Raw genomic sequence first — 24,713 nt, 5'->3', positions numbered from 1 at the left:
CGTACTCTGACCCCGTTTTTGCGCTGCCATTTAAACCCTTCGAGCGGGTTGCGCATCCTAAACGATAGATCCGAACCGCCGAGTCGGAACAGATGTCTTCGAACGCTCGGGCGAGCACCAGCGCCGACGGACAGGACATCTACAGCTACCCTCGCGCGAAGTACCCGTCCAAGCCGAAGACTGATGTGCTTATGAAAAAACTGTTCTGCATCCTGCTCCTTGCTTGCAACTTTGCTCATGCTGAAGCTTCGCTTCCGGCTTTGACTGCCGAACAGTGGCGACAGGATGTCGAATTTTTCGCCAACGAGATCACGACGAAACACCGAGATCCTTTTCACTTCATCAGCCAGACTGAATTCGACCAGGCGGTATCCCACCTGCGCCAGCGGATCCCCTCGATGAAAAACTACGAAGTGGTCGCTGGATTGCAGCACTTGGCTGCCCTCATTGGCGACGGGCATACATTTCTGGACACATCAGGCTTGTATGAGAGATTTCCGCTGGAGGTCTTTTGGTTTGGCAACGATCTGCGAGTAATCCGTGCGGCTCCGGAATACCGGGAAGCACTGGGAGCCCGGATTGTCTCGATCGGATCCGTATCCATTGCGGAAGCCCAGAAGAGAATTCAACAGTTTGTCCCGCAAGCTGAGAATCAGTGGTATGTGCTGGACAGCAGCGCAAAGCAGCTCATGAGCGTCGAGCCGCTAGCCGCCTTGGGCGTGATTGCGGCTCCGGGCTCCGCGGATTTCACGTTTGAGGATGATTCTGGTCGTCGCTTCAAGCTGCGGATTCGGCCTCGTCCTGCAGGAGCCAGTAACTCAGGGGACGTGGCTATGGAACCGGTGCCACTGCCCTTTCAGCACCCGGAGGATGCGCTTTGGTTTACTTACCTGGCTGACTCGAAAACGGTTTATGTGAATTTCCGCTCCTACCAAGACCTGGAGACGCAGTCCGCACGGCTTTGGGAATACATCGGGAAGCATCCGGTAACACGCCTGATAATCGATATGCGCTGGAACCAAGGTGGAAACTTCACCAAGGGGAGGGAATACCTCATCTACAAGCTGATATTCATGCCAGCCTTAAACCGTGCTGGACACCTTTTCGTGATTACGGGCCGCGGCGCATTTTCAGCTGGCATGACCAACATCACCGATTTTCGCAGAGAGACAGAAGCAATCCTGGTCGGCGAGCCCACGGGTGCGCGCCCCAACGGATACCAGGAGAACCATTTGTTCACGCTTCCACTCTCAAAGCTGCGTGTATCTTGTTCGATGCTCAGGTACAGATTTCAGCCCGACTCAGAGACTGACGCTGTATTCCCCGATCAGCGAATCGACCCCGATTGGTCGTTGTTCAGCGCGGGGGGAGATGCAGCTCTGCAGTGGATATTGGCTAGACCCTAGCTGACCATCGACAACATTGGGCGCCCATCAACTGATCATCAACAGGGGGAAACAGGGGTCAACGGAAACAGGGGTCAGAGTACATTTCCAGAGAAAAGGTACTCTGACCCCGCTTTGCATCTAAACCCTTCGTCTTTCACCCGCATCAACATCCTGGACGCTCAATCTGGGGAACCTGCGATGCGCACCGGTCTTATCGTTCCAACATGCCTGTCCTGGTTGATCCTGGCCATGCTGCTCGGCAGCTGTGCTACCACGTCGCGCTCCTCGGCAGAGACTGGTCGCGGCCTGAGGCCACCGACACCTGCGGTCGAACTAGCGCTGCAGGATGCCCTCGACAAACATCGCATCGTCACTGCCGGCCTCGGCATCCTTGTGGATGGCAAGCTCGCTTGGGCGCTGTACCACGGCGATGCATCGCCAGGCGTGCCGGCCAACGCGACTACGCGGTTCAACGTCGCGTCCATCACCAAAACCGTAACTGCGGAAACCGCATTGCGGCTCGTCGATGCCGGTGAACTGGACCTCGACGAACCACTAGCGGCGTACTGGGTCGATCCCGATATCGCCGGCGACAAAAGACTGCAGTCGCTGACGGCACGTACCGTCCTCACCCACACCACCGGCTTTCCTAACTGGCGGTTCTTCCGCAGCGACGGAAAGCTCGCGTTCACCCGAACGCCAGGCGAGGCATATGGCTATTCCGGTGAAGGTTTCGAATACCTCGCGCGCGCGATCTCCAACAAACTGCAGCGCCCATTCCCACAAGTGGTGCAGGAGCTGGTGTTCGAACCCGCCGGGATGCAGCATGCGGTGATGGATATACGACGCGACGGGCTACGCGATGTCGCCGTTCCTATCGACGACGAGGGCACGGCCCACCGCATGTGGTGCCGGCCAAAGGGTGGGTGTCGCAAAGAAGGTAGCTATTCCGCCGCCGATGACATGCTGGTAACCGTGCCGGACTACGCGCGCTTCCTTGCCATGGTCGCTCACGACGAGTCCGGCAACGCCGACACACCATTAGCGCGCGATAGTGTCTTGGTCGATACCGGCGATGATGCCGTCGTCGACTGCGAAGACAGCACGACTATCGATTGTCCTCGTGCACAAGGATATGGCCTCGGCTTCCAAGTCATCGAATATGACGCCATGCGAATTCTTGGCCATGGCGGCAACGATTGGGCGGAGGTAGCGCTGGGCTATATCCGGCTGCCGACTCGGGATGGACTGATCATTTTTCTCAATGCGCCGAACCGACGTGGATTAGAGGCAATGCCGGAACTCCTGGAACTGCTCGACCCGGGCTCGCCCTTCCCGGGACAGTACCGACGATGGCTCGCGCGCGACCGCGCGCAAGCAACGCGTTAGAGCAAGTAGCCCGTAGCCCTGGGTAAGCGCAGCGCACCGGAAAACAGGGGTGAAAACAGGGGTCAGAGTCTGAGGTATCCCCACGTTTTCCGAAGCCGGTTGTCCCCCTTTGAAAAAGGGGGATTTAGGGGGATTTGCTCTTGGCGGTTGTGATGGTCGGGCGCCGTGCAAATCCCCCTCCCCCCCTTTTTCAAAGGGGGGGAGTGCAGACGCAGCACTAAATCATTGAATCTCTGAAAGAATTCGTGGGGATACCTCAGACTCTAACCCCTGTTTTGCACCGGGCCACGTTGGCTCACTAGCGGTTGTCGCCACAAATTCGTCGCCGGACAGCCGACCATCTCCGTCTGTCGGCAGCCAGTGAATGACCCCGAGATCAAGGAGCGTTAGTTGGCTGAAATCCTCGCTGATTACGATGTTTGCCGGTTTGATATCTCGATGAGCCAGGCCGCGATCTTCCAGCCATTTGCACGCAGAGGCTAGCTGCCAGATTAGCTGCTGCACGACCTCAGGCGGAATCTTTCCACAGATCTTGTCCAGCGAGCTTCCAGGAACATACTCCATGACCAAATAGATGGTTGAGTATTCTTCTAGTTCACCGCCATCGATAACTTCAACAAGGTTGGGGTGATGCTTTTCCCCTTTCAGCGAAAGCTGCAGTTCAAGGCGATCGCGCGCACCCGACCATTCCTCTTTTTGCAAATTCTCTGGAAAGAAAATTTTGACAGCCGCGGAACGACCTTTCCCTTCCGCGGAATACACAACGCCGTCCGCGCCATTTCCAATTACCTTTCCTAAGCACCATCCTTGCACTTCCGACCCGCTTAACCGATCTACTGTTGGCGGCATATTTGGTCATCCATGGTCGCGCCAGGCTGGCGCTGATAAGTTCCTCGTACAGACCTGACATCAGCGCATCGACATCACCCACACTTCGAATACCCACAATTCAAACACGTAGCGCAGCCATCCATGATGACGAGCGCCTTGGTGTTGCACTTGTGGCAGAGGGTGGCGGAGGGGGGGAAGCTGGTGCCGTCGCCGGTGACGGAGATGTCTTCGGTGGTGTTGGAGGGCTCAAGATCAAGAGCGACCCCTCCCCGACCCTCCCCTGCTTTCGCAAGGGAGGGGGAAGAGCTTATGTCAGAGTTTTTTTTTGCGCGGTTTTCGTATTGGGCGCGTTTTTCGGCCAGGATGGCGCGCTGGTGGTCGCTCATTTCCGGGTCGTGGATCAGGCCGATGGACTTCATGTGTTCTTCGACGATGGCGCCGAGTTCGGCGACCAGGGATGGCATGTAGACGCCGCCGGCCTTGAAGTAGCCGCCGCGGGGGTCGAATACGGCTTTCATTTCATCGACCAGGAAGGTGACGTCGCCACCTTTGCGGAACACGGCGGACATGATGCGGGTCAGGGCGACGATCCACTGGAAGTGTTCCATCGACTTGCTGTTGACGAAAATCTCGAACGGGCGGCGCAGTTCGTGTTCGGTACCGGCGTTGAGCACGATGTCGTTGATGGTCACGTACATGGCGTGTTCCACCAGCGGGGATTTGATCTTGTAGGTGCTGCCGATCAGTACTTCCGGGCGCTCGATGCGCTCGTGCATGTGGATGATGTCGGCGGTGGGCAGTTCGGCCTCGGCCTTGGCGCGGCTGATCGACTCGGCATGGACGACCGGCGCGGATTCGCGAGCCTTGTCTTCCGCGGTGAGTACGCTGTAGCCCTTGATTTTCTTGTCGATCTTGACGGCCATACGGGGAATCCTGTTTTGCGTTTACGTGGAATTGGTGTCTACGTGGAATTGTTAGCGGGTGGTGCAGGCGTTGTGGCTGGCCCCCACCCTAACCCGCCCCCGCAAGCGGGGGAGGGAACTGGAGCACTTACTTACGGGCCACTTTTTTGGTTGCTTTCTTGGCGGCTTTCTTCGGGGCTTTGCTGGCGACTTTCTTAGCCGCTTTCTTGGGTGCTGCTTTTTTTGCCGGCGCTTTCTTGGCAGGCGCTTTCTTCACTGTTTTCTTGGTGGCGGCTTTCTTGGCGGGAGCCTTTTTGGCCGCGGTCTTGGTGCCGGTTTTCTTGGCTGCTTTCTTGGCTGCTTTCTTGGCGGTCTTCTTTGCCGGCTTCTTGCCGGTTACGCGGCTTTGCAGACTGGCGGCTTCTGCTTTGGCAGAGGCGCTGGCTGCGGCCAATTTCTTCTTGGCTTTGGCCACGGTTTTCTTGACTGCCTTGGTGGCTTTGTCGGTGCGCTTGGTGACTTCCTTGCGCGCGTTCTTGGCCGCTTTTTTCGCCTTGGCGACGGTGGCGTTGGCGCTGTCGACCATCGCTCCGCCGATTTCCATCGCTTTGTCTTTCACGCTTTCGGCGGCGTCGGAAAGCGTCGCCGCTACACCATTACCGTTATTCATGCTGCCCTCCTATGGGCTGGGTTGTGACGCTGCCGATGCTATACCTGTTGTTGCGGGTTTTGCGGGTTGATCGCGGCGAAAATCGCTGCGCTTCATATTCACTGGAACTGCTGCAGGGAGTTGTGGAGTCTTTGAAGATTGCAAAAAGCACTCGCTTTGCTCGCTCACCCCCTCCTGCCCTCCGGGCATCCTCCCCCGCAAGCGAGGGAGGAGATGGAGCAACTGCAAAAGCAAAAGCAAAAGCTTTACCCCTCCCCGGCCCTCTCCTGCTTCGCAAGGGAAGGGGCAGAGCGCAGAGCAAGGCTAGAACTTGCCGTAGTAGCCTTCTTTCAGGGCGTCGAAGAGGTTGGCGGCGGTGTGCATTTCGCCGTCGTATTCGATCTGTTCGTTGCCTTTGACTTCCACCACGCTGCCGTCTTCCAGTTCGAAGCGATAGGTGGTGTTTTCCAGGTCGGCTTCCTTGACCAGCACGCCTTGGAAGGCGGCGGGGTTGAAGCGGAACGTGGTGCAGCCTTTCAGGCCCTGCTGGTGGGCGTAGCGGTAGATGTCCTTGAACTGCTCGTACGGGTAGTCGGTGGGGACGTTGGCGGTCTTGGAGATGGAGCTGTCCACCCACTTCTGCGCGGCGGCCTGTACGTCGACGTGTTCCTTGGGGTGGATGTCGTCGGCGGAGATGAAGTAGTCCGGCAGTTTGGCGTCGGCTTCTTCGGCGAACGGCATGGCCTTGGCATTGACCAAGTGACGGTAGGCCAGCAGCTCGTACGAGAACACGTCGACCTTTTCCTTGGACTTCTTGCCTTCGCGGATCACGTTGCGGCTGTAGTGATGGGCGAACGAAGGTTCGATGCCGTTGGAGGCGTTGTTGGCCAGGCTGAGCGAGATGGTGCCGGTGGGCGCGATTGAGCTGTGGTGGGTGAAGCGCGCGCCAACATCAGCCAGCTCGTCCACCAGGTCCGGGGCCACCGAGGCCACGCGCTGCATGTAGCGGCTGTACTTGGCGTGCAGCACTTTGCCGGGAATTTCCTGGCCCAGCTTCCAACCGTCCTTCGCCATTTCAGGGCGCTGGCGCAGCATGGCGGCGGTCACTTCGAAACGCTCTTCCATGATCGGCGCGGGGCCTTTTTCCTTCGCCAGGGCCAAGCCCATTTCCCAGCCGGCCACGGCCATTTCGCGGGCGATGGATTCGGTGAATTCGCAGGATTCCGGGCTGCCGTACTTGTGCTTGAGCATGGTCAGGGTGGAACCCAGGCCCAGGAAGCCCATGCCGTGGCGGCGCTTGCGCAGGATCTCGGCGCGCTGCTGTTCCAGCGGCAGACCGTTCACTTCGACCACGTTGTCGAGCATGCGGGTGAACACGCGCACGACTTCCTTGTATTCCTCCCAGTCGAAGGTGGCTTCGTCGGTGAAGGGCTTGCGCACGAACGTGGTCAGGTTGACCGAACCCAGCAGGCAGGCGCCGTACGGCGGCAGCGGTTGTTCGCCGCAGGGATTGGTGGCGCGGATGTTTTCGCACCACCAGTTGTTGTTCATTTCGTTGACGCGGTCAATCAGGATGAAGCCCGGCTCGGCGTAGTCGTACGTGGAGACCATGATCATGTCCCACAGGTGCCGCGCGCGGATGTGGCCGTAAATCTTGCAGGCGACCAGGCCGTCGTCGCGGACGACGTAGTTCTTGTGGGTGGGCCAGTCGCGCCAGATCACCTGGTTGATGTCTTCCAGGTCCAGGTCGCCTTTTTCCTTCACGTTGACCGGGAACACCAAAGGCCAGTCGGCGTCGTTGTCCACGGCTTCCATGAAGCCGTCGGTGATCAGCAGCGACAGGTTGAACTGGCGCAGGCGGCCGTCTTCGCGCTTGGCGCGGATGAAGTCCTTGACGTCCGGGTGACCGATATCGAACGTGCCCATCTGCGCGCCGCGGCGGCCGCCGGCGCTGGAGACGGTGAAGCACATCTTGTCGTAGATATCCATGAAGGACATCGGGCCGGAGGTATACGCGCCGGCGCCGGCGACAAACGCACCGCGTGGACGCAGGGTGCTGAACTCGTAGCCGATACCGCAGCCGGCCTTCAAGGTCAGGCCGGCTTCGTGGACCTTGTCCAGGATGCCGTCCATCGAATCCTCGATGGTGCCGGACACGGTGCAGTTGATGGTGCTGGTGGCGGGCTTGTGCTCCAGCGCACCGGCGTTGGACGTGATGCGGCCAGCGGGGATCGCCCCACGGCGCAGCGCCCAGACGAAGCGTTCGTACCAGTAGGCGCGCTTCTCGGGAGTGGCTTCGGCATCGGCCAGGGCGCGGGCCACGCGCTGGTAGGTGCCGTCGATGTCGGCATCCAGCGGATCGCCCTGCTTGGTCTTCAGCCGGTACTTCTTGTCCCAGATGTCCTGGGAGGCCGGCTGCATCGGGATGAGGTCTGCCGGTTGTTCTGTTTTGATCGCCTCGAGGCGCACCGTACTCATGATTTTGTTGTTCTCCTTATTCTTCTTGAACCAGGTTCAATGCATCGGCGGCCTGGCGCCCGCCCTTCTTTACGACCTTCCCCAGGCCGACGCGGCGACGCCGCGCGCGCGGCTGCACAGAGTGCGCCACGCAGGTTTCTTGTATGTGTAGATGGGCCCTGGAAACGCCGCCATGCCCATGATTTCCCTCGCCATCTCGCACTTCTTCCCAGGTGCTTGATCTCAAGCTAAACCCCAGTACTTTGGGTCCGTCACGCACCTGACCGCTATATGTAGTGGCAGCGCGAGACTCGCAAGCTACGCCCGGCAAGGCGACCTGTCAACCGGATTGACAGCTGTTTTGGGTTGCGCCAAAGGGGTGCGGAAATGGCCGTGGACAGGCCGTTATTGGGGCGCCAACAGCTAACGTCGGATGGCCGGAAATCGGACTTCATTGCGGGTTTAGCGACCTGTCCGCACACTCGTTCAGCTATCCCGGCGGGCTTGAGTTCCGCCACCTTCGCCGCGATCTGAACATGCACCCACAAGATCCTTCACGCCCACCGGATATGACTCGACCGATGCGCCTGCGCCCGTTTCCCACCTTGTTAGCCCTCACCGCCGCTGCCGCGTTTGGCGGCTTTGCCGCGACTGCTCTGCAAGACACTTTTGAAAAACCCGCCCAGGCCAGCCCGGCCGCAGTAGCCGCCCTCCCCGCCATGGCGACCCTGCCGACGGCGGTGGACGGGCAAGCGGTTCCTTCGCTTGCGCCCATGCTGAAGCGGGTCACGCCGGCGGTGGTCAGCGTGTACAGCCGGCAGACCGTGCGGGTGGCCAGTCCGCTGGGACCGTTCGCGGATGATCCATTCTTCCGCCGCATCTTCGGCATTCCCGACATGCCGCGCGAACGTGTGGAACGCGCGCTGGGTTCCGGCGTGATCGTCGACGCGCAGCAGGGTCTGGTGCTGACCAATCACCACGTGATCGAAAACGCCGAGGGCGTGTCGGTGACGCTGAGCGATGGGCGCACGATGGAAGCCGAGTTCATCGGCTCCGATCCCGACACCGACGTGGCGGTGATCCGGATCCCCGCCAACAATCTCACCGCGATTCCACTGGCCGATAGCGATCAGTTGCAGGTGGGCGACTTCGTGGTGGCGATGGGCAACCCGTACGGCCTGGGCCAGACCGTCACCTCCGGCATCGTGTCGGCGGTGGGCCGCAGCGGTATCCCGGTGATGGGGTTCCAGAACTTCATCCAGACCGATGCGTCGATCAATCCGGGTAACTCCGGCGGTCCGCTGGTCAACCTGCAAGGCCAGTTGGTGGGCATCAACACCGCCAGCTTCAATCCGCGCGGCAGCATGGCCGGCAACATCGGCCTTGGCTTCGCCATTCCCATCAACATGGCGCGCAACATCAAGGACCAGTTGGTGAGCACCGGCGAAGTCAGGCGCGGCACGCTGGGCATCGAAAGCCAGGACATCGATGAGCGCCTGGCCAAGGGCCTGGGGCTGGAAAACGCCCGTGGTGCGCTGGTGACGCGCGTGTATCCGGGTTCGGCCGCCGCGGCCGCCGGCTTGCAGTCCGGTGACGTGGTGCTGGCGGCCAATGGGCAGCGCATCGATAACAGCCCGTCGCTGCACAACTTCGAAGGTTTGCAGGACGTCGGCAGCCGCATCACCTTGGATGTGCGTCGCGAAGGCAGGCCCCTGCAAGTAACGGCCACACTGAAGGAAGGCCTGCGTTCGGTGGATGGCGGCACGCTGGACCCGCGCCTGCAGGGCGCCACCTTCAAGGAACTGGACGAAGGCAGCCGTCAGCAGCTGCGCAGCATGGGCGCCAATGGCGGCTTGCAGATAGGCACGGTGACGCGCGGCAGCCGTGCATGGAACAGCGGTTTGCGCCCCAAGGACGTCGTAGTGGCTGGCACCAGTGGCAGCTTCAGCGACCTGACGAGCTTCCGCGCCAGCTTCGAGCGCAAGCCGCCGCAGTTGGTGCTGCGGATACTGCGTGGTGGGCGGGCCGCGGATGTGTTGATGCAGTAGGTTGGGTTAGGGGAGCTGTTCCCTTCTCCCCTTGGGATGAAGGCGTGCGGCTTACGAGCCATCGGCTCGTGCATGCCTGAATGACCTGCGTGCTGCGCAGGGCTGGGGCGCGAAGCGAGGTGCCCGAAGAGCCTGCCCCGTACTTGATACGGGGGCGGATGAGGGAGTGAGATATCCGCTTGTAGCAAACTCGATGGGCAAGTCATTGGCATTCCCTCATCCGTCGCTGCGCGCCACCTTCTCCCAATGGGAGAAGGAAAAGCTTCCTACTTCCCCATTCCCCATTCCCCATTCCCCATTCCCCATTCCCCATTCCCCATTCCCCATTCCCCATTCCCCATTCCCCATTCCCCATTCCCGGCCTTCCCATAACAGCTTATTCATGCCCTCCTGCTATAGAGTTGTAGCCCACTTGCCGCAGGAGACGACGATGACCCCACCAACTGCTTCCGATAACTTGAAGGGCAACCTGAGCGAAGCTGGGTCGCACCTGAAATCCGCCGCTTCCGCCGCCAGCGAGGCCATCAAGGAGGCCGCTGGAGCCGCGGGCGAAGAACTACGACTGGGCAAGGCCAACGTGAAGTCGGAACTGGCCGACAGTGCGCTGTCCGGTATTGCCGCCGCTGAATCGGGTGGTGCTGCCGCACGCGAGCAGGTCGATGTGCTGATGGACAAAGGCCGAGACCTGATCGATAGCGCCGCCGAACTGATTCGCGAGCGTCCGCTGGCTTCGTTCGGCGTGGCTTTCGCTGCGGGCTGGATCATCGCCAAACTGGCGCGCAGCGGCGACAAGTAAGCCGAACCGTGGTGAGTGAACCCGGTCAAACGCCCGACGCTGCCGGCCCGCCCGAGGGTGCCTCGCCCGACGGCAACGACCCTCCCGGCTTGGATGAAACCTTCCGCCAGGTCGGTGCCGCCGGGCGCGCTGCGTATGGTTCGGCCAAGGACACCGGACGCGCCATGCGCCGGTTGTTTTCGGCCGAACTGGCGCTGGCGCGCAGCGCCTTCGGGCGTGCGCTGGCGTGGGTCGCGGTGGGCATTGTGTTCGGTGCTTCCGCCTGGCTATTGGTCACCGGTGCGCTGATCGCGCTGCTGCAGCGCTTCGGTTGGTCGTGGCTGCAGTCGTTGTCGTTCGTGGCGGCGATCAGTCTGGTCGTCACCGGCGTGGCGGTCTGGAAAGTGGGGCACTACTTCGACCTCACCGGCATGCATGCCACCCGCCGCCAATTGTCGCGACTGGGATTGCTCGACGAAAAAGACGACGAGCCAACGCCGCCGGAGACTCCGGCACCATGAAATTCGAGATGCTGCAACAACGCGTGGAGCGCGCCGAGCGCCTGGTGGAACTGCGCGCCGAACAATCCGTGTGCGAGTGGGAAAGCCTGAAGCAGACCTGGCGTACCGGCTGGACGCCTGCGCGCATCATCGCGGCGGGATTGGCTGCTGGGTTTTTGGTCGGGCGCGCCAATCCCATGCGAGCGCTGAGTGGCACACGCTGGATGCCATTGGTGAGTTCGATCTCCAGCCTGTTTGCCAGCGTGAAAGCGGCCATGGCGGCCGGGCAAGCCGGCGAGGCGGCGGACACCGCCGTGGAAACCGCAGACGAAGCGGCGGCTCACACTCAGCAAGCGTCCTTCGATGACATGGAAGAACCCATGGTGGATGAGGCGTTCTACGACGAAGACGAGGATGGCGATCCCATCGCACCGCGACCGGCTGAAGCGGCGACCGAGGTTTCGGAGCGCTAAGGCTGCAGCCGTACTTTGCGAAGATTGATACAGGGCTAAGTCGATCAGACAACGGCATCAATCGCCACCGTCATCCCGGCGAAGGCCGGGACCCAGCGCCTGCGGCCTGGACGACAGCAGTTGCCAGATCCAGGCCTGGGCAGGGACAACGCGGTTGAAGCGAGATTCCGAATCGACAGTGTCACCCGAAGCTAAAGGCGCTGGGTCCCGGCCTTCGCCGGGATGACGGATTTCATGATGCGGCACGATGCCCTGAACTACCGGCGACGTTTCTTGAAGAGCTCGCGCCGGGACGGCGCTCCTACCGATGCCAACACGAGTTCCCACCTGCGGCGCTGACAAAGGTATCTAATGCAGCCATCACTATCACGCGATCATTCTTCATGCACACCTTTGCGAGCGGCCTTCATTGAACGTTTCCGCTGACTCCGATACATCATCATCCGGCCAATCACCGGCGCCGGAGACCGCTCCTTCCCCTCGGCCGCGCGCCCCGGTATCGCTGTTGGTGCTCGCCACGCTGGCCGTGGGTTTTACGTTGTGGGCCGTGCAGGACGTGTTGCTGCCGGTGTTGCTGGCGATGTTCTTTGCGCTGGTCGGCAATCCTTTCATCCGTCTGCTGCGCCGGTTGTATATACCGCGCTTCATCGCCGCGCTGTTGGTGCTGGTGGCCGGCCTGGCCGGCACCGTGATGCTGGCCAATCAGTTGCTGCCGCCGGCCATGGAATGGGCCCGCGATGCACCACGCGAAATGCGCCAGTTGGCGCCCAAGCTGCGCGCGCTGACCAAGCCGATGCAGGACGCCAGCAAGGCGGCCGAAAATTTCGCCCGCGTAGCCGGCGGCGACACCAGCAAGCGCCCACCGCTGGTGCATATGGCACCGGACGATCCCTACCGCATACTCACCGCCACGCCTAAGCGGCTGGCGTCGATCCTGGCCGTGGTGCTGCTGACGTTCTTCTTCATGGTCTATGGTGAAAACCTGCAACGCAACGCGATTGCGCTGATGCCGGGGCGGCAGCAGAAGAAGTTCACCGTCGGCATCCTGCAATCGATCGAATCCGAAGTGTCGCGCTACGTGCTGACCATCAGCGTGATCAACATCCTGGTGGGCGTGGTGTTCGCCGGTGTGCTGTATGCGCTGAAGGTTCCACCGACGGAGGCGATGCTGTGGGGCACGATGGCGGCGGTACTGAATTTCGCGCCGTACGTGGGACCGCTGATCGGGGTTCTGGTGATGGTAGCCGTCGGCTTCATCACGTTCGATGATTTGTGGGAATCGCTGCTGCCGGCGGCGTCCTATCTGATGCTGCATACGCTGGAAGGCCAGATCATCACGCCCATCGTGCTGGGCCGGCGCATGGCGTTGTCGCCACTGGTGCTGATCCTGGCGCTGATGCTGTTCGGCTGGCTGTGGGGCATCATCGGCCTGCTGCTGGCGGTGCCGCTGCTGGTCTGTATCAAGCTGGTGCTGGCACGGGTGGAAGGCATGGAGGGTTGGGCGAAGTTGTTGGAGTGAGGGTTGTGGTGCAGGGCTTTTTTCCTTCTCCCCTTGGGAGAAGGTGCCCGGAGGGCGGATGAGGGAATGGCAATGACTCCCCATCCGACTTTGCTACAAGCGGAGACTTCGTTCCCTCATCCGTCGCTGCGCGCCACCTTCTCCCGGGGGGAGAAGGGAAAGAGGCCTTCTACTCCGCTCACCGCTTCTCGGTCCTCTACACCCGGTGCGTTAAGATGTCGCGGTGAGCTTTCCTGTCCGCGCCATCACCCTTGATCTTGACGACACTCTCTGGCCGTTCGCTCCTATCGGCGCGCGGATCGAGAAGGTGTTGCATGCGTGGTTGCTGGAACATACTCCGCGCACCGCGGAGATGTTCCCGGTCGAAAAGATGCGTGCGCTGCGCGAACAGATATTCGCTCAGCATCCGCAATTGCATTACGACTTAAGTGCGCTGCGGCGGCTGACCTTGCAGCAGGCGCTGGCCGAAAGCGGTGCCGACGCTTCGCTGCTTGAGCCGGCGTACGAGATCTTCTACGCCGCGCGCAATCAAGTGGAGTGCTATCCCGACAGCATCGCCGCGCTGGAGCGCATTGCCGCGCGCGTGCCTGTGGCTGCTGTTACCAACGGCAATGCCGATCTGGAACGCATCGGACTGGCGCAGCACTTCGTATTCCAACTGGGCGCCCGCGAACACGGGGCCGGCAAGCCTGATCCCGGCATCTTCCACGCTGCTTGCACGCGGCTCGGGTTCGCCCCGGCCGAAGTGCTGCATGTGGGCGACCACATCGACATGGATGTGATCGGCGCGGCGCAGGCGGGCTTGCGCAGCTGCTGGATCAATCGCCCGGATATTGACGGCCGCGCGCAGGGCTGGGCCCGCCAGGATCTGCAACCGGACCTGCATTTCGACACACTCACCGCGCTGGCCGACTGGCTGGACGCTCATCCCCAATTTGCCTCGGAGCATGCCGCCGCATGAGCCTTCCCCACGGTTTCGCCGATTCCACCGCCAATGCGCTGCCGCTGTACGTGCTGGAGCGCGCGCAGCTGGACGCTTGGCGCGCGACCCAGCCGGCAGCCATCGGCGCCTGGCTGGACGCGCAGAGTTTTACCGCCGCATCGGGCACGCTGATGTTGCTGCCGGGCGACACCGGCATCGCGGGTGCGGTGATGGGTATCGGCGATCCGCTGGATCCGTATTCCTATGCGCACGCACCGTTCGGTTTGCCCGTGGGCGACTGGCAGCTGGCCGGCGATCTCAGCGCCGATGCACGTGCGGCGCTGCAGTTGGGCTGGGGACTGGGCAGCTATCGCTTCGACCGCTACAAGACGCCACTGCGCAAACCGGCACGACTGGTGCTGGAACACGCCGATTCAAAGCAGGCTGACCCCGAAACGTTGCACGTGCTGGCCGCCAGCTTGCGCGTGCGCGATCTGGTCAACACGCCGACCGAGCACATGGGCCCGGACGAATTGGAAGCGGTGGCGCGCGAGATCGCATCGGCACATGGCGCGCAGTTCGAAGCGATCACCGGCGACGAACTGCTGACGCAGAACTTCCCCGCCATCCACGCCGTCGGCCGTGCCTCGCATCGCGCGCCGCGTTTGATCGCACTGCGTTGGGGCGAACCAAGTCATCCACATGTGGTGCTGGTGGGCAAAGGCGTGTGCTTCGACACCGGCGGCTTGGACATCAAACCCGCCGACGGCATGCGCAACATGAAGAAGGACATGGGTGGCGCTGCGCATGCGCTGGCCTTGGCCGAACTGGTCATGGCGCAGCGATTGCCGGTGCGGCTGACCTTGCTGGTGCCGGCGGTGGAGAACGCCATCGGCCCGAACGCATTCCGACCGGGCGAAGTGGTTGACACGCGCAAGGGCATCAGCGTGGAAATCGACAACACCGACGCCGAAGGGCGCATGGTGTTGTGCGACGCACTGACTTACGCGGGTGAGCAGTCGCCCGATCTGATTCTGGATTTCGCGACGTTGACCGGCGCGGCGCGCATCGCGTTGGGCCCGGACCTGCCGGCGCTGTTCGCCAACGACGATGCTCTGGCCAACGCGTGGATCACCGCTGGCATGCAGCGGCGCGACCCGGTCTGGCGGATGCCGCTGTGGCGCCCCTATCTGCGCTACCTGACGAGCAATGTCGCCGACCTGGCTAACGCCGGCTCGCGCATGGCCGGCGCCGTCACCGCGGCGCTGTATCTGGAGCGCTTCGTACCCGCCGGGCAATCGTGGGCGCATCTGGACGTGTATGCGTGGAATGACAGTGATCGACCGGGACGGCCCGCGGGCGGTGAAGCGATGGCGTTGCGCAGCGCGTTCGAGCTACTGAAAGGCCGCTACGCGCCGTAGGAGCGGCGTCCCGCCGCGAGCTCTTTCGGGAAGGCCGCGATAAAAGCGAAAGCTTTTAGACACGGATCAACAAGGATGAACACGGATAAAAAGCATTCATTGGCTTTATCCGTCTTTTTCGCGTTTATCCGCGTCCAGTGCTCTTTGCCGCCTGCTGTTGTAGGAGCGCCGTCTCGGCGCGAGCTCTTCCTGTCAGATCACCCTAGAAGCGAAAAGCTCGCGGCGGGACGCCGCTCCTACAAAGATTTTTGATCCCGATGATGGCTTCGTTTCGGCAAGGATTACGCTATTACAGCAGCCCCTTCTGCCGCGCCAATCGATACGCCTCGATCCGGTTGCCAACGCCCAACTTGCCGATTGCCTCGGACAAGTAATTGCGTACCGTGCCTTGCGACAGATTCAACTGGCGCGCGATGTCGCCGGCCGACATGCCCTCCCCGGCCAGCCGCAATACTTGCCGTTCGCGGTCGTTCAAGGGATCGGCTTCCGACCAGGCTTCCACCGCCAGTTGCGGATCGATGGCGCGGCCACCCGCCTGTACCTTGCGTAGCGCATCGGCCAAGTGTTCGGCCGGTGCGTCCTTCAGCAGATAACCGACGACACCGGCATCCAGCGCGCGGCGCAGAAAGCCGGACCGCGCGAAGGTGGTGACGATGACGACCTTGCAACCGGTCTCATGGCGTTGCACGCGCTGCGCCAGTTCCAATCCGGTCAGCCCCGGCATTTCGATGTCGGTCACCAGCACGTCGGGCCGCAGCCGCTGCAGTTCGCGCCAGGCGGTCTCGCCGTCGGCCGCGGTGCCGATCACCTCGATATCCGGCTCCAGATTCAGCAGTGCCGACAATGCTCCACGCACCATCGCCTGATCTTCGGCCAGCAGTACTCGGATCATGGGGCAGTAGGCGCTTATCAAGGAAAGACGACAGCAAGCTAGCAGAATCGCCGAGGCAGCGGCACCGCACGCGGCCCGACTGCCGAACGCAGCAGGCGACTCAGTAGTAGCAGTGAGTCCTTATGGGAGCAACGAAGCCGGTCCCATCGCCGCGGGCAGCACATTCCTATCCCTGTCCGCAGGCGGTAGCGGCAACTGGACTTCTAAAGTGGTGCCACGATTGGGCGCCGAATCGATGCGCAAGCCGCCACCCAGCGCTTCCAGCCGCTCGCGCATCCCGGTCAATCCGTTGCCGGGTATCACCGCACTGCCGCGGCCATCGTCAACCACGCGCAGGATCACTTGGCCACCGGTGAAATGCACCGACACTTCGGCTTTGCCGGCGCGCGCGTGCCGCTGGATATTGGTTACCGCCTCACGCACGGCCAACGCCAGCACCGTTTCAAGCTCCGGTGGAATCGGCTTGGGGTCGGCCTGGTAGGCGAATGCGACGCCGTCGGATTCCATCAGTAGCTTGGCCGAAGCCAGCTCCGCCGCCAGTCCCGCCGCACGAATGCCGCTGACCGCGCGCCGCACTTGCGACAAGGCATCGCGCGCGACCCGGCTGACGTCATCGATTTCGCGCTTGGCGGCCAGCGGATCGCGCGTCATCAGTTTGCCGGCCAGATCCGATTTCAGCGCCACCAGCGACAGCGTGTGCCCCAGCAGATCGTGCAGATCGCGACCGATGCGTTCGCGTTCGGCCAGTGCCGCCAGCCGCCGCACTTCCTCATGACTGAGCGCCAGTGCCGCGTCGGCCTGCGCGCGACGCGCGACGCTGATGTTCATCAACCCCACCGCCAGCCCCACCAGCACCGCGCTGGCCATGTACAGCAACGACCAACCCAGCCATAGCCATTCGGCCACGTAGAGCGCCAACAGCACCACCATCCACGACGTGGCGCCACGCGGTGTCGCGCAGAACGCGAAGAACGCACAGGCATAGATCAGATATCCCTGCGCGCCTGGATTGAATGGAGTAACCACGAAGCTCAGCGCGGCGATGCCCAGCGTATTGCCCAACAGCTGCCTGCGATCGCCGAAGTAAGCCCGGTAGTACAGCACCAGGAACACGGCATAGCTGGCCACCGTGGGCCACAGCCAGTTCTTGAAATATTCCGGCTGATACAGCGGCGTAATGAAGATCCACACCGACCACACCAGCATCATCACCGGGAACCAGTGCCGCTTGTTGGGAGTGAACTCGCCGCTCATGCTGCCCATGCCGCCTATTCCACGTGTGCGCAGCAGCGAGTTTTCGTTCGGGCGGAACAGATAGATGATCACGGGAAGGTCCTCATCGGGATCGCATCGGCAGCCACTGTATCGATCGCTTCAAGCGCGCGCCAATCGCCGCCACGCCAGCGCCAGGAACAGCGCAGAGACCGCCGCCAGCACCGCGACGTGCCCGCCGATGGCACCGCCGGCATCCATGCCGACCACCTTCAGCGCCACCTGCGCCAAGTGATACGACGGCCATACCGACGCGGCCGCGGACAGCCATGCCGGCAACATCGCCAACGGCAGCCACAGCCCCGACAGGAACGACATCGGCAGATAGACCAGGTTGACCACCGCGGGCGAACCCTGCCCGCCGACATGCGTGCCGATGAACAACCCCACGGCGCAGAACGGCAACACGCCGATAACATCGACCACCAGCAGAACCAGCCACTGCCATGGCTGCAGCGACACTCCACCCAACGTGACGGCCAGCAGCGAGAGCAAGATCGAAATCAACGCCGCAAATATCGCCGCCATCGCCATCTTCGCTAATAGATAAGCGCCGCGAGGCATCGGCAACGCGCGCTTGAACGTCAGCAGGCCGCGCTCCCGCTCCATGGCCACGCTCACGCCAAAGCCGAACAAACCCACGCCCATGACGCCGAACACGCCATACGTCGCCAACAGATAACGCGCGGCATCGCCGTTGCCGGAACGATTGAGCAGGATGCCGAACAACAGGTAGAACAGCGCGGGAAAGGACAGCACCGGCAACACGAAGGATGGCGTGCGCAGCAGGCGCAGGAATTCGTACCGGGCTTCCAGCGCGTAGGCTCGCCAGGGAGAGAAAGCAGGAGGTGCCATAGCGCTCATGCAGCCTCCGGCAATGCGTTGCGGCGGGTCAGTTCGACGAAGGCTTCGGCCAGCCCGGCGCGCTGTACTTCCAGTTCGCGCAAGCCGGGATCTTCGGCCAGCAGGCGATAGACGATGGGTTCGGCAATGTCGGCGATGACTTCCAGGTACTCGCCGTCCGTTTTCGTGTGACGCACTCCCGGCCATCGGGCAACGGCTTCCAGCAACAACGACGACACGCAGCGGATGCGGCGCTGTGCGACATGCGCGCGGATGTCCTGCACGCTGCCCTGGGCGATGATGCGACCGCCATCGATCACCACCACCCGGTCGGCCAATGCTTCGGCTTCTTCCAGGTAGTGCGTGGTCAGCAGCACGGCGCTTCCCTGCGCCACCAGTTCGCGAATCGCTTTCCACAAGCGCTGGCGCGCCTCGATGTCCAGGCCGGTGGTGGGCTCGTCCAGGAACAGCAATTGCGGCCGTCCGCAGATGGCGAGCGCGAACTGCACCCGTCGCTGCTGGCCGCCCGACAATTGCCCGTAACGCCGCTCCACCAGTCCATCCAGGCCCGCCAAGGCGATGCAGTCGGCCATGCTGCGCGGATCCGGATAATAGCTGCGGGTCAGCGCCAGCAGCTCGCGAACTTTCAAAGCTTCCTGGATACCGGCCGATTGCAGCATCACGCCCACGCGCCGTCGTGCGGTCAGTTGCTGCGGATCCAGTCCGAACAAGGTGGCCTGCCCGGCATCGGCCCGTTGCAGCCCCAGCAGCAGGGCAATAGCCGTGGTCTTGCCAGCGCCATTCGGCCCCAACAGCGCCAGCAGCTGTCCCGCCGGCACTTCCAGATCGATACCCGCCAGCGCCCGCACCTTGCCGTAGCTTTTCTGCGCGGCCTGCAATTGGCCCAGGACCGGGAGAACGGCGGGATTCGAAGAAGACATGGGGCAGACTCCTAGCGTGAATGCCGCCACGATAGGCGCGCGCCGCAGGGGAATTCAGTGGCGACCTTCATGCACTGTGGATGACAACTGTCACTTGGTGGCGGCATGTCAGCGGGGCATGATGCGGCCCTTACCGGAGGTCGATCGCCCCGCCCGTCGCCTGGCATCCGCCAAGAGATGACTTCCGGCAACTAGGCTCGTGTAGCCTACGCGGTCACACTTTCGCAACCGTCACGTCTGGGTACTCGATGAATACATCTGCCGACCTGCTTAAGGAACTCCGCATCGATCGCAAGGCTCCGGCTCCAGAGCCGAAGTCGGGTCGAAGCATATGGATCGTGCTGGCCGTGGTTGTCGTGCTGCTGCTGGCGGCAGGCGCTTGGGCGGTATTTGGCCGTGAAAAGGCCATTGAAGTGCGCACCGCGCCGACGGTGTCGCTGAGCAGCGGCGGTGCGGCGGCGTCCGTGCTGGATGCTTCCGGTTATGTCGTTGCGCGGCGCATGGCGACGGTATCGGCCAAGGTCACCGGCAAAGTGCAGGAAGTGCTGATCGAAGAAGGCATGCAGGTGGCGGAAGGCCAGGTGCTGGCGCGATTGGAGCCCATTGACGCCAACGCCGAGCGCGCGCTGGCAGGCACCCAGTTGCAAGCCACGCGCAGCCAGAGCAACGGCATCCAGGCGCAGCTGAAGGAAGCCGAAGCCCATGCCCGACGTTTGTCGCAGCTGGTCGACCAGCAGCTGATCTCCCGCTCCCAGTACGACCAGGCAGTCGCCACGCGCGACTTGCTGCGCGCACAGCTGATCACTTCGCAACGCAATGAGAAAGTCGCTTCCGATCGCCTGCGCATCACCGACATCGGACTGGACAACACCATCGTGCGCGCGCCATTCGCGGGCGTGGTGGTGGCCAAGGCCGCGCAGCCGGGCGAAATCGTATCGCCGCTGTCGGCCGGCGGCGGCTTCACCCGCACCGGCATCGGCACCATCGTCGACATGGACTCGCTGGAAGTCGAAGTGGACGTGGGCGAAGCCTTCATCGGCCGCGTGCAGCCGAAGATGCCGGTCGAAGCCACATTGAACGCCTACCCGGACTGGAAGATCCCGGCCGAGGTGATCGCCATCATTCCCACCGCCGACCGCGGCAAGGCCACGGTGAAGGTGCGCATTGCGCTGAAGCAGAAGGATCCGCGTATCGTGCCGGACATGGGGGTCCGGGTCAGCTTCCTGGAAGCGGCCAAGCCCGAAACGGAGAAGAAGCCGCAGGGCGTGCGTGCGCCGTCGGCCGCTATCGTCGAACGTGGCGGCCAGCAGGTAGCCTTCGCATTGACCGATGAAAACACAGTCGAACAGCGCGCGCTGAAAACCGGCCTGGCGATGGGCGATGATCGGCAGGTGCTTTCCGGGCTGTCCGCTGGCGAAACCGTGGTGCTGGATCCGCCAGACACGCTGAAGGACGGTTCCAAGGTGAAGCTGGTGGAAGAAGCGGCGGAAGAATGACGACACGGACGCGAGGATTCGCACCGTGACGAGCCACATAGGTGTTGCCTGGTTTTACTGTTGTAGCGGACGCTCGGAAGATGGCCGCAACGCTGTAACCCGAATACCTTTCGTCTCAGAGCGGGAGACGAAGTGCAACCAATATTGAATTCCGGCTTGCTGGAATGCCAGGCGACGCGCGGGACCAACGGCGCGTAGCGGTCCCAGAAGCAGCTTTCCCATTACGTCCGGCAAGACGACGGGCAGTATCCCGACCGGCTCACGGACGCCCAACGAACACACAGAAGGAGAACACGATGTCCTCACTGGTCACCATCCGCAACCTCGTCAAGACCTATCAGCGCGGCCCGGAAAAAGTGCAGGTCCTGCACGGCCTGGACCTCGAGATTCCCAAGGGTGATTTCGTCGCACTGATGGGGCCCTCCGGCTCCGGCAAGACGACGCTGCTGAACCTGATCGGCGGCCTGGATCTGCCTACCTCCGGTGAGATAGAAATCGAAGGACAACGCCTCGACCAAATGAGCGCCGGGCAGCTGTCCTCGTGGCGCAGCCACCATGTCGGTTTCGTGTTCCAGTTCTACAACCTGATGCCGATGCTGACCGCGCAGAAGAACGTGGAGCTGCCGTTGCTGCTGACCAAGCTGGGTGCCGCGCAGCGCAAGCGCAATGCGGAGATCGCGCTGCAGCTGGTGGGCCTGGCAGACCGCGGTTCGCATCGTCCCAATGAGCTCTCCGGCGGACAGCAGCAACGCGTGGCAATCGCCCGCGCGATCGTGTCCGATCCGACCTTCTTGATCTGCGACGAACCCACCGGCGATCTGGACCGTCATTCGGCGGAGGAAATCCTGGACCTGCTACGCACGCTCAACCGCGAGCACGGCAAGACCATCATCATGGTCACCCACGATCCCAAGGCTGCGGAATACGCCACCCACACCATCCATCTCGACAAGGGCGACTTGGTCGAAGCCCCCGCGATGGCGCACTGAGCGGGAGCCCGCCATGAAATATTTTTCCCTGATCTGGGCCCAGCTGTTCCGCAGCAAGACACGCACCCTGCTGACCTTGTTGTCGGTGGTGGCGGCGTTCCTGCTGTTCGGCTTGCTGGATTCCGTCCGCGTGGCATTCAACTCTGGCGGCAGCGTCGAGGGCGCCAACCGCCTGGTCGTCGCTTCGCGCCTGTCCATCACCCAGTCGCTGCCAGTCAACCTGGCGCCGCAGATCGAATCGGTACCGGGCGTCAAGAAGGTCACCTACGCCATGTGGTTCGGCGGCATCTATCGCGATCCGAAGGAGTTCTTCGCGAACTTTTCGGTGGCGCCGAACTTCTTCGATGTCTACGGCGAATACGAAGTACCGCCGGAGCAGCTGAAGGCGTTCCAGGAAACCCGCACCGGCGCCATCGTCGGCGAATCGCTGGCGAAGAAGTACAACTGGAAGATCGGCGACGTCATTCCGCTACAGGCCACTATTTTCCCGCGCGGCGGCAGCAACGATTGGCCACTGGAATTGAAGGCGATCTTCCGGGTCAAGGATCGCAAGAACATGGGTGCGGAGAACCAGTTGATGATGAACTGGAAGTACTTCGACGAATCCAACGACTACATCAAGAGCCAGGTCAGCTGGTACACCGTGCAGCTTGCGAATCCCGCGCAGGCTTCACAGGTGGCGCGAGCGATCGATGCACTTTCGGCGAACTCGGACCATGAAACCAAGAGCCAGACCGAGTCGGCGTTCCAGCAAGCCTTCGCCAAGCAGTTCGCCGACATCGGCCTGATCGTCACCGCCATCATGGGCGCGGTTTTCTTCACACTGCTGCTGTTGACCGGCAACACCATGGCGCAAGCCGTACGTGAGCGTGTGCCGGAACTCGCCGTGCTGAAGACATTGGGCTTCAAGGACAGCACCGTGCTGGTGCTGGTGATGGTGGAATCGGTGCTGCTGGTGGTGCTGGGCGGACTGATCGGCATGGGCCTGGCGGCATTGATCATGCCGGGCCTGACCGCGGTCAGCCAGGGCGCGATCGCGCTACCCACGGTACCGGCGCAGACCTGGCTGATCGGCCTTGGCCTGATGCTCGTGATCGGCGTGGTGGTGGGATTGCTGCCCGCGTTGCGCGCGCAGCGGCTGAAGATCGTCGACGCACTGGCCGGACGCTAGGGGCTGTTGATGATTCCCGAGCAGGTCGCGTTGGGACTGGCGAACCGTCAGCGTGCGTTGCGTGGCGCAGCGCTTGACTGGCGGTCAGGTCAAGCCGCGCGGCGCCCGCTGACGGCTCGCCAGGCCCAACCCGAAGGGCCGCCTCTGCGCGCGCCCGGGGCTGCGTCATCGCGCGGGCGTGGACGGACGTCCACTTCCTTACTCTTCCTTGCCCCGAACGCGCGCAGAGGCGGCGCGGCCTACTCGGGAACCGTCAACAGCCCCTAGGAGAACGACATGCCTAACTGGATTACCAATCTCATCTCCGTTGTCCTGCTGATCGTCGGCCTGGTCGCCTGGATACTCGCCCCTTGGTATGTGATCGCCGGCGCCGCTGTGCTGCTGGTGCTGTGGCTGGTGCTCACCCGCAGTGGGCGGCTTGCGCTGGCGGCCGCACGTATCGGCATCAGCAGCCTGCCGCAACGCTGGGGCGCGTCTTCGGTCATTGTGGTGGGCATCGCCGGCGTGGTCGGCGTGCTGGTGGCGATGCTGGCAATGGGCGAAGGCTTCAAGGCCACGCTCAACAGCACCGGCGACGAGAACACCGCAATCGTCCTGCGCGGCGGTTCGCAGGCGGAAACCAACTCGGTCATCACCCGTGAACAGGTGCCACTGCTGGCCAACCTGCCCGGCGTGGCGAAAGGGCCGAACGGCAAGCCGCTGATATCCGCCGAACTGTCGCAGGTGGTGAATCTGCCCAGCAAATCCGACGGTACCGACGTGAATGCGCAGTTCCGTGGCGTTGGCGAGGAAGCCTGGCTGGTCCGCGAGAAGCTGAAGATCGTGGAGGGCCGTAAGTTCGGCGCCGGTCTGCGCGAGATCGTGGTCGGCCAAGGCGCGCAATCGCAGTTCCGTGGTTTGGAAGTGGACAAGAGGCTGAATCTCGGCAACCAGGAATGGACGGTGGTCGGTAAGTTCGCTTCCGGCGATGCGCACGACTCCGAGCTGTGGGGCGATGCCGAAACGCTGGCGACCACCTACCGGCGCGGCGCCTTCCAGTCGATAACGGTGCGCACGGAAGGTACCGCGGGCTTCCAGCAGTTCAAGGCTGCCGTGGAAGGCGACCCGCGCCTGAAGCTGGACGTGGATACCACGCTGGCCTACTACAGCAAGCAGTCGGGCCAACTGGCGACGATCATCAAGTGGCTGGGGATCATCATCGGGTCGATCATGGCGGTCGGCGCGGTGTTCGGCGCGCTAAACACGATGTACGCGGCGGTATCCGGAAGGGCGCGCGAGATCGCCACCATGCGCGCGATCGGTTTCCGCGGGCTGCCGGTGGTGACCGCGGTGATGCTGGAAACCATGTTGCTTGCGTTGCTGGGCGGACTGCTCGGCGGGCTAATCGCATGGGCCATTTTCAACGGCTACAGCGTGTCGACCCTGGGCAATAACTTCAGCCAGGTGGTATTCCAGTTCAAGGTCTCGCCGGAACTGCTGTGGAACGGCTTGAAGTGGGCGCTGGGCATCGGCCTGGTTGGCGGCTTGTTCCCCGCCTTGCGGGCGGCACGGTTGCCCATCACCCAGGCCTTGCGCGCGATCTGAAGCGCGCAGGATAGGCCCACCCATCGATTTGATGGGTGGACCCGGTTCGCTGTTGAAAGGCTCCTCAACAGCCGAAGGCTGGTTCAGCCGCTGCGCTGGACCCGTCATTGATGGGTAGACCGGCTGCGCCGTTGAAAGCCGCTACGCTCAACCCATCCTACAAACCCTATGCCGTCACCCCGGCGCAGGTCGGGGCCCAGCGACTTCGCCATCTGGAGTGCGACGCACTGGGTCCCGGCCTGCGCCGGGAC

21 protein-coding genes are annotated in these 24,713 nt (G+C 62.5%); 13 read left to right on the top strand and 8 right to left on the bottom strand.

The window, feature by feature from the left end; all coding sequences use genetic code 11:
- Positions 1 to 191: 191 nt before the first annotated feature.
- Together AB6O04_RS15960 and AB6O04_RS15955 are read left to right on the top strand one after the other, a co-directional pair.
- Complete coding sequence (locus tag AB6O04_RS15960) at positions 192 to 1,406, top strand: hypothetical protein (RefSeq protein ID WP_368565133.1); 1,215 nt, start codon at positions 192 to 194, stop codon at positions 1,404 to 1,406.
- 180 nt (positions 1,407 to 1,586) lie between these two features.
- A complete protein-coding gene (locus AB6O04_RS15955) occupies positions 1,587 to 2,777 on the top strand; it encodes a serine hydrolase domain-containing protein (RefSeq protein ID WP_368565131.1) in 1,191 nt (396 codons plus the stop codon).
- Between the two features lie 222 nt (positions 2,778 to 2,999).
- Here AB6O04_RS15955 and AB6O04_RS15950 read toward each other — a convergent pair whose 3' ends face one another.
- The 4 genes from AB6O04_RS15950 to AB6O04_RS15935 all read right to left on the bottom strand — a co-directional run bounded on the left by AB6O04_RS15950 (position 3,000) and on the right by AB6O04_RS15935 (position 7,637).
- A complete protein-coding gene (locus AB6O04_RS15950; protein WP_368565129.1) occupies positions 3,000 to 3,626 on the bottom strand; it encodes a serine/threonine protein kinase in 627 nt (208 codons plus the stop codon).
- A 74-nt stretch (positions 3,627 to 3,700) separates the two neighbouring features.
- Positions 3,701 to 4,531 carry an NrdJb gene (locus tag AB6O04_RS15945; protein WP_368565128.1) on the bottom strand — a complete coding sequence of 277 codons (831 nt, stop codon included), beginning with the start codon at positions 4,529 to 4,531 and terminating at the stop codon, positions 3,701 to 3,703.
- A gap of 127 nt (positions 4,532 to 4,658) precedes the next feature.
- Positions 4,659 to 5,180, bottom strand: coding sequence for a hypothetical protein (locus AB6O04_RS15940; protein WP_368565126.1), 522 nt, complete (start codon positions 5,178 to 5,180; stop codon positions 4,659 to 4,661).
- 303 nt (positions 5,181 to 5,483) lie between these two features.
- Positions 5,484 to 7,637 carry an adenosylcobalamin-dependent ribonucleoside-diphosphate reductase gene (locus AB6O04_RS15935; protein WP_368565125.1) on the bottom strand — a complete coding sequence of 718 codons (2,154 nt, stop codon included), beginning with the start codon at positions 7,635 to 7,637 and terminating at the stop codon, positions 5,484 to 5,486.
- Positions 7,638 to 8,203: 566 nt separating this feature from the next.
- Between AB6O04_RS15935 and AB6O04_RS15930 the strand changes: the two genes are divergently transcribed.
- From AB6O04_RS15930 to AB6O04_RS15900, 7 genes are all read left to right on the top strand, one after another.
- A complete protein-coding gene (locus tag AB6O04_RS15930; protein ID WP_368565237.1) occupies positions 8,204 to 9,664 on the top strand; it encodes a Do family serine endopeptidase in 1,461 nt (486 codons plus the stop codon).
- A gap of 430 nt (positions 9,665 to 10,094) precedes the next feature.
- Positions 10,095 to 10,460: a hypothetical protein gene (locus AB6O04_RS15925; protein ID WP_368565123.1), complete on the top strand. Its 366-nt coding sequence runs from the start codon at positions 10,095 to 10,097 to the stop codon at positions 10,458 to 10,460.
- A gap of 89 nt (positions 10,461 to 10,549) precedes the next feature.
- Positions 10,550 to 10,960 (top strand): phage holin family protein, encoded by a 411-nt coding sequence (locus AB6O04_RS15920; protein WP_368565236.1) that lies wholly within the window; start codon positions 10,550 to 10,552, stop codon positions 10,958 to 10,960.
- Positions 10,957 to 11,412, top strand: a complete 456-nt coding sequence (locus AB6O04_RS15915) for a protein sip-5 (protein ID WP_368565121.1) — start codon at positions 10,957 to 10,959, stop codon at positions 11,410 to 11,412. Before AB6O04_RS15920 ends, AB6O04_RS15915 begins: the two co-directional genes overlap by 4 nt.
- 502 nt (positions 11,413 to 11,914) lie before the next feature.
- Positions 11,915 to 12,931 carry an AI-2E family transporter gene (locus AB6O04_RS15910; protein ID WP_368565234.1) on the top strand — a complete coding sequence of 339 codons (1,017 nt, stop codon included), beginning with the start codon at positions 11,915 to 11,917 and terminating at the stop codon, positions 12,929 to 12,931.
- A gap of 223 nt (positions 12,932 to 13,154) precedes the next feature.
- Entirely contained in the window at positions 13,155 to 13,892 is a 738-nt protein-coding gene (locus tag AB6O04_RS15905; protein WP_368565119.1) for an HAD family hydrolase, read from the top strand.
- Positions 13,889 to 15,274: a M17 family metallopeptidase gene (locus AB6O04_RS15900; RefSeq protein ID WP_368565117.1), complete on the top strand. Its 1,386-nt coding sequence runs from the start codon at positions 13,889 to 13,891 to the stop codon at positions 15,272 to 15,274. The genes AB6O04_RS15905 and AB6O04_RS15900 overlap by 4 nt, the downstream gene beginning before the upstream one ends.
- 289 nt (positions 15,275 to 15,563) lie before the next feature.
- Here the strand turns inward: AB6O04_RS15900 and AB6O04_RS15895 are convergent, their stop codons facing one another.
- The 4 genes from AB6O04_RS15895 to AB6O04_RS15880 form a co-directional block, all read right to left on the bottom strand.
- Entirely contained in the window at positions 15,564 to 16,166 is a 603-nt protein-coding gene (locus tag AB6O04_RS15895) for a response regulator transcription factor (RefSeq protein WP_368565116.1), read from the bottom strand.
- 120 nt (positions 16,167 to 16,286) lie between these two features.
- Complete coding sequence (locus AB6O04_RS15890; protein ID WP_368565114.1) at positions 16,287 to 17,492, bottom strand: sensor histidine kinase; 1,206 nt, start codon at positions 17,490 to 17,492, stop codon at positions 16,287 to 16,289.
- 48 nt (positions 17,493 to 17,540) lie between these two features.
- Entirely contained in the window at positions 17,541 to 18,302 is a 762-nt protein-coding gene (locus AB6O04_RS15885) for an ABC transporter permease (RefSeq protein ID WP_368565113.1), read from the bottom strand.
- A complete protein-coding gene (locus AB6O04_RS15880; protein ID WP_368565112.1) occupies positions 18,299 to 19,222 on the bottom strand; it encodes an ABC transporter ATP-binding protein in 924 nt (307 codons plus the stop codon). The genes AB6O04_RS15885 and AB6O04_RS15880 overlap by 4 nt, the downstream gene beginning before the upstream one ends.
- A 248-nt stretch (positions 19,223 to 19,470) precedes the next feature.
- On the opposite strand from AB6O04_RS15880, the gene AB6O04_RS15875 reads away from it, so the two are divergent.
- The 4 genes from AB6O04_RS15875 to AB6O04_RS15860 all read left to right on the top strand — a co-directional run bounded on the left by AB6O04_RS15875 (position 19,471) and on the right by AB6O04_RS15860 (position 24,462).
- Complete coding sequence (locus AB6O04_RS15875) at positions 19,471 to 20,718, top strand: efflux RND transporter periplasmic adaptor subunit (protein ID WP_368565110.1); 1,248 nt, start codon at positions 19,471 to 19,473, stop codon at positions 20,716 to 20,718.
- A gap of 296 nt (positions 20,719 to 21,014) precedes the next feature.
- Positions 21,015 to 21,707 (top strand): ABC transporter ATP-binding protein, encoded by a 693-nt coding sequence (locus AB6O04_RS15870; RefSeq protein ID WP_368565109.1) that lies wholly within the window; start codon positions 21,015 to 21,017, stop codon positions 21,705 to 21,707.
- 13 nt (positions 21,708 to 21,720) lie between these two features.
- Complete coding sequence (locus AB6O04_RS15865) at positions 21,721 to 22,878, top strand: ABC transporter permease (protein WP_368565108.1); 1,158 nt, start codon at positions 21,721 to 21,723, stop codon at positions 22,876 to 22,878.
- A 276-nt stretch (positions 22,879 to 23,154) separates the two neighbouring features.
- Positions 23,155 to 24,462 (top strand): ABC transporter permease, encoded by a 1,308-nt coding sequence (locus AB6O04_RS15860; RefSeq protein ID WP_368565107.1) that lies wholly within the window; start codon positions 23,155 to 23,157, stop codon positions 24,460 to 24,462.
- Positions 24,463 to 24,713 lie beyond the last annotated feature (251 nt).

This window comes from Pseudoxanthomonas sp. UTMC 1351, assembly GCF_040948865.1.
Lineage (GTDB): Bacteria > Pseudomonadota > Gammaproteobacteria > Xanthomonadales > Xanthomonadaceae > Pseudoxanthomonas_A.
Note: the sequence above shows the minus strand (reverse complement) of the source record. Positions and strands in the feature narration are given on the sequence as shown.